Source organism: Cereibacter johrii (assembly GCF_001720585.1).
In the GTDB taxonomy this organism is placed as follows: domain Bacteria; phylum Pseudomonadota; class Alphaproteobacteria; order Rhodobacterales; family Rhodobacteraceae; genus Cereibacter_A; species Cereibacter_A johrii.
The window spans coordinates 1-7,952 of the sequence record NZ_MABH01000179.1; the positions used below are offsets into that span (position 1 = coordinate 1).

Annotated in this window: 9 protein-coding genes; 4 read left to right on the plus strand and 5 right to left on the minus strand. The window is 69.3% G+C overall.

The window, feature by feature from the left end; genetic code table 11:
* Window positions 1-565: NAD(P)-dependent oxidoreductase (locus A9O63_RS16615; protein WP_141703105.1), on the plus strand; the 565-nt coding region annotated here is incomplete at its 5' end.
* The gene (locus A9O63_RS16620; RefSeq protein WP_069332930.1) at window positions 565-1,398 is read left to right on the plus strand and encodes a sulfite exporter TauE/SafE family protein; all 834 of its coding nucleotides are present in this window, start codon (window positions 565-567) and stop codon (window positions 1,396-1,398) included. The genes A9O63_RS16615 and A9O63_RS16620, both read left to right, overlap by 1 nt.
* Window positions 1,399-1,420: 22 nt before the next feature.
* On the opposite strand, the gene A9O63_RS16625 is transcribed toward A9O63_RS16620, so the two are convergent.
* From A9O63_RS16625 to fabA, 5 genes are all read right to left on the minus strand, one after another.
* On the minus strand, window positions 1,421-2,920 hold the full coding sequence (locus A9O63_RS16625; RefSeq protein WP_069332931.1) for an NCS1 family transporter: 1,500 nt from the start codon (window positions 2,918-2,920) through the stop codon (window positions 1,421-1,423).
* A gap of 232 nt (window positions 2,921-3,152) precedes the next feature.
* Window positions 3,153-3,578, minus strand: a complete 426-nt coding sequence (locus A9O63_RS16630) for a VOC family protein (protein ID WP_069332932.1) — start codon at window positions 3,576-3,578, stop codon at window positions 3,153-3,155.
* Window positions 3,579-3,762: 184 nt separating this feature from the next.
* The gene (locus tag A9O63_RS16635; protein ID WP_069332933.1) at window positions 3,763-4,551 is read right to left on the minus strand and encodes an enoyl-ACP reductase FabI; all 789 of its coding nucleotides are present in this window, start codon (window positions 4,549-4,551) and stop codon (window positions 3,763-3,765) included.
* 10 nt (window positions 4,552-4,561) lie between these two features.
* Window positions 4,562-5,791, minus strand: a complete 1,230-nt coding sequence (gene fabB, locus A9O63_RS16640; RefSeq protein ID WP_069332934.1) for a beta-ketoacyl-ACP synthase I — start codon at window positions 5,789-5,791, stop codon at window positions 4,562-4,564.
* Between the two features lie 19 nt (window positions 5,792-5,810).
* Window positions 5,811-6,320 (minus strand): bifunctional 3-hydroxydecanoyl-ACP dehydratase/trans-2-decenoyl-ACP isomerase, encoded by a 510-nt coding sequence (gene fabA, locus A9O63_RS16645; protein ID WP_002723732.1) that lies wholly within the window; start codon window positions 6,318-6,320, stop codon window positions 5,811-5,813.
* 149 nt (window positions 6,321-6,469) lie between these two features.
* On the opposite strand from fabA, the gene irr reads away from it, so the two are divergent.
* Window positions 6,470-6,910 carry a Fur family transcriptional regulator Irr gene (gene irr, locus A9O63_RS16650; RefSeq protein WP_069332935.1) on the plus strand — a complete coding sequence of 147 codons (441 nt, stop codon included), beginning with the start codon at window positions 6,470-6,472 and terminating at the stop codon, window positions 6,908-6,910.
* A gap of 129 nt (window positions 6,911-7,039) precedes the next feature.
* Window positions 7,040-7,852, plus strand: coding sequence for a transglutaminase-like domain-containing protein (locus A9O63_RS16655; protein ID WP_069332936.1), 813 nt, complete (start codon window positions 7,040-7,042; stop codon window positions 7,850-7,852).
* Window positions 7,853-7,952: the final 100 nt, after the last annotated feature.

The window sequence follows — 7,952 nt, forward strand, 5'->3', positions numbered from 1 at the left end:
CGAGGCGCAGGCCACGGCGCTCGGGGCGCAGTTCCTCCATTGTCCGGTCGGCGGCACCGTGGCCCCGGCGCTGAAGGGCCAGCTTCTGGGCTTTGCGGGCGGGGCGGCCGAGACCCTCGAACGGGCCCGGCCGGTGCTCGAGCGGCTCTGCCGCCGCGTCGAGCATCTGGGCTCCGCAGGGGCCGCCGCCCGGATGAAGCTCGCCGTGAACCTGCCGCTCGCGCTCTACTGGCAGACGCTGGGCGAGAGCCTCATCCTCCTGCGCGGGGCGGGCATTCCGGCGGAGCAGGCGATCGGCCTGATGGCCGAAAGCTCGGGCGGCCCGGCGGTGCTGAAGAACCGCGCCCAGGTGGTGGTCGAGACACTGGAAGGGGCGGATCAGCGCGGCACCTTCGACATCGCCGGCCTCGCCAAGGATCTGCATCTGGCGCTGGCCCTCGCCGAGCGCGAGGGGGCGGCGCTGCCGCTCTCTGCCGCCGCCGAGGAACGCTACCGGGCGGCGCTGGAGGCGGGCCTCGGCCGGTTCGACGGCGCAAGCCTCGCGCGGCGGACGGCCGAAGGGTGATGGAGCTTCTCTCCTCGGGCACGATCTTCGCGCTCATCGCGGCGCTGGCCGCCGCGGGTGCGGTGACGGGGTTCCTCGCCGGGCTGTTCGGGATCGGCGGCGGCGCGATCTCGGTGCCCGTCTTCTTCGAGGTCTTCCGGTTCCTCGGCCACGATCCCGAAGTGGCGATGCCGCTCGCCGTCGGCACCTCGCTCGCGGTGATCGTGCCGACCTCGCTCGTCTCGGCCTACGGGCATTTGCAGCGCGGCACGGTCGACAAGGATCTGCTGAAGGTCTGGGCGCTGCCGATCCTCATGGGCGTGGCGCTCGGCTCGGCGCTGGCCAGCGTCGCGCCGCCGCGGCTCTTTCAGGGCGTCTTCGTCTGCGTGGCGCTGGTCATCGCGACGAAGCTTCTGACCGGGGGCAAGTGGCGGCTGTCCGAGGGCCTGCCGCGCCGCGCGATCCTGCGCCTTTACGGCGCGGTGGTGGGGCTCGTCTCGGCGCTGATGGGCATCGGCGGCGGCGCGGTCTCGAACCTGATCCTCACGCTCCATGGCGTGCCGATCCACCGCGCCGTCTCGACCGCGGCCGGCGTGGGCGTGCTGATCGCCATACCCGGCACGATCGGCTACATGATCGCGGGCTGGGGCCGGCCCGACCTGCCGCCCGATGCGCTGGGTTTCGTCTCGGTGGCGACCTTCCTCCTGACGATCCCGACCTCGATCCTCACCACGCGCTTCGGCGTGGCGCTCGCGCACCGGCTGTCGAAGGAGTGGCTCGCGCGCAGCTTCGGCTGCTTCCTGCTGCTCGTCTGCGCGCGGTTTCTCGGGGCGATGATCGCGGGGGACGGGTGAGAGGGCCCGCCCCCGGCGCGCGTTACAGATCCTCGCGCGGGACGACGGCGCCCGCCGTCTCGCCGGGACGCAGCCGGGTGAACTGGCCGCCGCCGAGATAGGCCCAGCTCACCCCCTCGGAGGTCGCGAGGAAGCCTTCGGCCCCGGCCATCTCGGGCTGCGGATGGCGCGGCAGCACCACGAGCTTCATCAGCGCGAGATAGAGGAGGGCGCCCAGCGGGAAGCCCACGAAGACGGAATAGTCCGACCACCAGGCCGCCGCCGCCCCCGCGACGATCCAGGCCACGAGGCCCGCGAGGTTGAAGCCGCCGGCGTAGCGATACTGGCCCTGCGGGTCGTAGAGGGCAGGCACGTTCAGCCGCCGGCCGCGCAGGACATAGTAATCCGCCACCATGATCCCGCCGATGGAAAGCAGGAAGGCGCCGCAGTAGCCGAGGAAGGTGAAGAGGTTGTTCAGGATCTCCCACGGGAAGCAGAGCGTGCCCACGACACCCGCCAGCGCCACGCCGATGCGGTAGTCGATCCGGCGCGGCGCGAGGTTGACGAAGGTCAGCGCGGCCGGGATCAGGTTGGCCGAGTTGTTCGTCGACCATTGCGCCAGCACGACGAGGAGGAGGAGCGTGAGCAGCGAGAGGCCCTGCGCATCCCCCTGGATCACCTCGATCGGGTTCCAGTTGCCGGTGGCGATGAACGAGCCCCCGCCGATGCCCGCAACCAGCGCCTGAGTGACGGGAAGCGCCACGAGCTGGCCCAGGAACACCGCCCGGTTGCGGCTGAGAAAGCCGCGCGCGCCGGGCTTCACCGCGATGAAGCGGGTCAGGTTCGGGATGTCGATGGCCATCGTCGACCAGAAGCCGAGGTTGGCGATGAAGAGCGCGAGCAGCGACATCTGCCCCTCGGCGCGGAAGGTCCAGATGTTGAGCCCCTTGGTCTCAGCGATCCCCTCGAGGCTGAAATACATCCAGACCGAAATGGCGATGATGGCGGGCGCGGCCAGCGCCGCCAGCCGCTCGACCGAGCGGATGCCCGCCATGGTGCTCGCGATCTGGAGCAGGCCGAAGAGGAGATACCAGACGAACCAGTTCGAGACGCCGAGGACATATTCGCCGATCCCGTTCAGGGCCAGCGCGCCGAGATAGGTCTGGATGCCGAACCACATCGCCGCCACCAGCCCGCGCGAGAGCGAGGGCAGGTGGGTGCCGTGGATGCCGAAGGGCGCCCGCAGATAGACCGCGAAGGGCACGCCATGCTCGGTGCCGATGTCGGCCGTGAGCAGCATGAAGGCGCCGATGGTGAGGTTGGCCGCAAAGATGGTGAGGATCACCGTGGCAAGCGGCACGCCTCCGCCGACCCCCGCCGCACCCAGCGAGTAGGTGGCGATGATGACGGCGATCCCGCCCCAGATCCAGCCATAGCCGATCATGCCGATGGGGCGCTGGTTGAGGTGGGTGGGCAGGATCGATTCCTCGATCAGGGCCGAGCGGTCGTGCTCGGCGCGTCGCAGCTGGTCGGCCAGTGTCATTGTCTCTCCCCGTTGGACGGCCGGCGGGGCCGGTCCGCCGCCTGTCGGGAAGGAACCGGGGCGCCGCCGCTCGGCTCTGCGCATGAGGGTCCGGCGCGCGGCCCCGGCGCGCATGTCTCGCGTCCGGCGCCGGAGGTCAAGCGCCTCCGGTGCCGCGTGCCGTGGCCCGGGGAGGCCGCGTCAGGCAGAGGTCAGAGTCCCTGCGCGAGAGCCGGCGCGCAGGGGCCGCCTGTCAGCCGCTCGGCATCTTGTCCGCGGCCGAGGCCGCTTCCGCATCCATCCAGAAGATCTCGAACACATGGCCGTCCGGGTCGTGCAGGGTGCGCAGATACATCCAGCCGTGGTCGTCCGCGGGCTTGGGCTCCGTCGCCCCCGCCCCGAGCGCCGCGTTCAGAAGATCGTCCACCGCGTCGCGGCTGTCGCGTGACAGGGCGAGCAGCACCGAGGTCGTGGTGCGCGGATCTGCGCGCGGCAGGGTGGCGAACTGGTCGAACCGGGCATGGGTGAGCAGCATGAGCCGGATCGCGCCGCAGATGGTGATGCAGGCGGCCGTCTCGTCGGTGAAGGCCTCCTCGAGCTGGAAGCCGAGCGACTGATAGAAAGCGACGGACCGATCGAGGTCCGCGACGGGCAGGTTGACGTAGATCGACTGGGGCATGGGGCTCCCTCGCTGTCCGATGGTGCGGCCGGGCCGCATGGACAGGAAACGGAGCGGCAGGGCCTGCCGTTCCCTCCACCGCTGCGCGAGCGTCTCGGGGCAGGGGCTGCAGAGGACAGCCCGCGCGCGCGGGCCGGGCCGTCCTCAGGATCCCGGACGCGCCCTGACGAGCGCTCCCCGGGCGTCAGAGATGGTCGGGCTGCGGCATCCCCAGCACATGATAGCCGCCGTCCACCCGGACGATCTCGCCCGTGGTGCAGGCGCCATAGTCCGAGGCGAGCCACGCCGCCGTGCCGCCCACCGCCTCGAGCGTCGCGTTGGCCCGCATGGGCGCGTTGGCCTCGGTGTGGCGGAAGGTGGCGCGCGCGCCCGCGATGGCCGCCCCCGCGAGCGTCTTCATCGGGCCGGGCGAGATCGCATTCACTCTGATCTTCTGCGGCCCGAGGTCATTGGCGAGATAACGCACCGCCGATTCCAGCGCCGATTTCGCCACGCCCATCACGTTGTAATAGGGCGTGACCCGGTTCGACCCCTGATAGGTCAGGGTCAGAAGCGCGCCCCCCTCGGGCATGAGCTCCGAGGCGCGCCGCGCGATGTCGATGAAGGAGAAGCACGAGATCGTCAGCGAATTGCGGAAGTTCTCGCGCGAGGTGTTGATGAAGCGTCCGGCGAGTTCGGCCTTGTCCGAATAGGCGATGGCATGGACCACGAAATCGAGCGTGCCCCAGCGATCCTTCAGCGCGCCGAAGCAGGCGTCGAGCGAGGCATCGTCCATCACGTCGACATCGACGAGAAAGTCCGAGCCGACCGACGCCGCGAGCGGCTCGACCCGCTTGCCGAACGCCTCGCCCTGATAGGAGAAGGCCAACTCGGCACCTTCGGCGGCCAGGGCGCGTGCAATGCCCCAGGCGATCGAGCGGTCGTTCGCGACCCCCATCACCAGACCGCGTTTGCCCTTCATCAGATCGGCCATCGCCGCGACCTCAGTTGTTGAACTTGCTCAGGAGCAGGCTGGCGTTCGTGCCGCCGAAGCCGAAGCTGTTGGACAGGACCGAGTCGATCTCGACCCCCTCGCGCAGGGTGGTGGCGATCTCGCCCGGCTGGATCTCGGGATCGAGCTGGGTCACGTTGGCCGAGGCCGCGATGAAGTCGCCCTGCATCATCAGGATCGAATAGATCGCCTCATGCACGCCGGTGGCCCCCAGCGAATGGCCGGTCAGCGACTTGGTGGAGGAGATCGGCGGAACCTTGCCCTCGCCGAAGATCCGCCGGATCGCGCGCACCTCGGTCACGTCGCCCGCGGGCGTCGAGGTGCCGTGCGCGTTGATGTAATCGCCCCGGCGCCCCTCGGGCAGCGTGCCGAGCGCCAGCCGCATCGACCGCTCGCCGCCTTCGCCCGACGGCGCCACCATGTCGGCCCCGTCCGAGGTGGCCCCGTAGCCGGTCACTTCGGCATAGATCTTCGCGCCGCGCGCCAGAGCATGCTCGAGCTCTTCCAGCACGACCACGCCGCCGCCGCCCGCGATCACGAACCCGTCGCGCGTGGCGTCGAACGGCCGCGAGGCGGTCTCGGGCGCATCGTTGTATTTCGAGGACATGGCCCCCATCGCGTCGAAAAGGCAGGAGAGCGTCCAGTCGAGCTCTTCCCCGCCGCCGGCGAAGACGATGTCCTGCTTGCCCATCTGGATCAGCTCGGTGCCGTTGCCGATGCAATGGGCCGAGGTGGAGCAGGCCGAGGTGATCGAATAGTTCACGCCCTTGATCTTGAAGGGGGTGGCAAGGCAGGCCGAGTTGGTCGAGCTCATGCAGCGCGTCACCATGAAGGGACCCATCCGCTTGGGCGAGCCCTTCTCGATGACGATCTTGTGGGCCTGGAAGAAGTTCGAGGTCGAAGGCCCGCCCGAGCCCATCACGAGGCCGGTGCGCGGGTTCGAGACCTCGGCGGCCTCGAGGCCCGAATCCTTGATCGCCTGCTCCATCGCGATGAAGTTGTAGGCGGCTCCGGGGCCCATGAAGCGCAGGTCGCGCTTGTCGATATGGTCCTCGAGCACGAGATCGGGCATCCCGTGGATCTGGCTGCGGAAGCCGTGGTGGGCATATTCCTCCGAGAAGGAGATGCCCGAGCGGCCGGCGCGCAGGCTCGCTTCCACTTCGGCGGCATTGTTCCCGATCGGCGAGACGATGCCGATCCCGGTGATGACGACGCGGCGCATCGGTGTTCCTCCCCCTCGATCAGGCCGCAGCGGCCAGACCGACTTTCATGTCCTTGACGCTGTAGATCTCTTCGCCGTCGGCGAAGACGCGGCCGTCCGCCACGCCCATCTTGAGGCGGCGGTCGATCACGCGGGTGAAATCGACGTGGTAGGTGACGAGCTTGCGGTCCGGACGGACCATGCCCGAGAGCTTCACCTCGCCCACGCCGAGCGCGAAGCCCTGGCCCTGCCAGCCGCGCCAGCCGAGGTTGAAGCCCGTGAGCTGCCAGAGCCCGTCGAGCCCGAGGCAGCCCGGCATGACCGGATTGCCCGGGAAGTGGCATTCGAAGAACCACAGGTCGGGATGGATGTCGAACTCGGCCACCACATGGCCCTTGCCGTGCAGCCCGCCATCGGCCGAAATGTCGGTGATGCGGTCCATCATTAGCATCGGCGGCAGCGGCAGCTGGGCATTGCCAGGCCCGAAGAGCTCGCCCCGCGCGCAAGCCAGCAGCGCCTCTTTGTCGAAGCTCGTCGGATAGTCCGCCATTTTTCTCCCGTCCGTCCCTTGGTCAACCGCTTCCCCTTAGCACCCGCACGGAAGGGCTGGCAAGGGCGGCGCCCTGCGTCACCGGGGCAGCGGGCCTCCAGAAAAACATGGGTCTTTCCGTTTGAGTTTTGCGCCTGCAATGGGATAAGATGCATTTCATGGCAGATGGAACGATGGCACGATCGGCAATCGAACGCGGCACCGACTGGCTGGCGAAGGGTGGCCTGCGCCCGACGCGGCAGCGCGTGGCGCTGGCGGCGCTTCTGGTCGGTGACGGTCGCGACCGTCATGTGACGGCGGAAAGTCTTTTCGCCGCAGCCGGCCAGTCCAACGACAAGGTCAGCCTCGCCACCGTCTACAACACGCTGCGCGCCTTCTGCGAAGCGGGCCTCATGCAGGAGGTCGTGGTGGATGGCGCGCGCAGCTATTTCGACACGCGCGTCGACAACCATCCCCACTTCTACTGGGAAGATACGGCCGACCTCTTCGACGCCCCGGCCGACCAGCTCGAGATCTGCCGCATTCCCGAACTGCCGCAGGGCGCCGAACTGAGCCGGGTCGACGTGGTCATCCGCCTCAAACGCACCTGACGGGCAATCGCCGCTCTTTTCCGCAGCTTTTGCCGCTTCTGCGGGCAGGCGCCGCTTTCGCGGGTCCGGTCGCGGAACCGGGCGCGCGGCCACGGGGTGCCGCAGCCTGGACCAGGAAAGGGGCAGGCCATGCTGATAAGGTTCGGCTACGACATCTCGCTGCAGTGCGAGGTCCCGACGCCGCTGATCTGCCTCCTCGACATTCGCGACGAAGAGCGCGGGGCGCTCCGGATCCCCGAGACCGCGGAGGCCGATCCTCCGGTGCCGATGACGGTGCATCGCGACATGTTCGGCAACCGCTGCCGCAGGCTGGTGGCTCCCGCCGGCACCCTGAGGCTGACCGGCGGCGGGGTGATCGACAATCCGGGCACGCCGGATCCCGAAGACTGGGATGCGGCCGAGACGCCGGTGGCGGAGCTGCCCGACGAGGTGTTGCCGTTCCTCCTCGGCTCGCGTTACTGCGAGACCGACCGGATCAGCCAGTTCGCCTGGGACATGTTCGGCCAGGTGACGCCCGGCTGGGCGCGGGTGCAGGCGATCTCGGACTTTGCCCACGGCCACATCCGCTTCGACTATGCCACCGCAAGCTCGTTCCGCACGGCCTACGGCGCGTGGGAGGAGGGGGTGGGCGTCTGCCGCGACTTCACCCATCTGGGCATCGCGCTCTGCCGCGCGCTGAACATCCCCGCGCGCTACATCAACGGCTATCTGGGCGACATCGGCGTGCCTCCCGGCGGGCCGATGGATTTCTGCGCCTGGATGGAGGTCTATCTCGGCGGCCGCTGGCATGTCTTCGACCCGCGCAACAACCAGCGCCGGATCGGCCGCATCGTCATCGCGCGCGGGCGGGATGCGGCGGACGTGCCGATGGTCCATTCCTTCGGGCCGCATCTGCTCACGAACTTCTTCGTGCGCTGCGAGGAAGTGGCGGAGCCGGGCTGAGCCTCAGCCGGTCGGAATGGCGCCTGCGGCGGCGGCCGGGCTGCCGTCCACCCCCCAGCGGGCGAGGATCTCGGCCGTGTCGGCCCCGGGACGCGCGGGC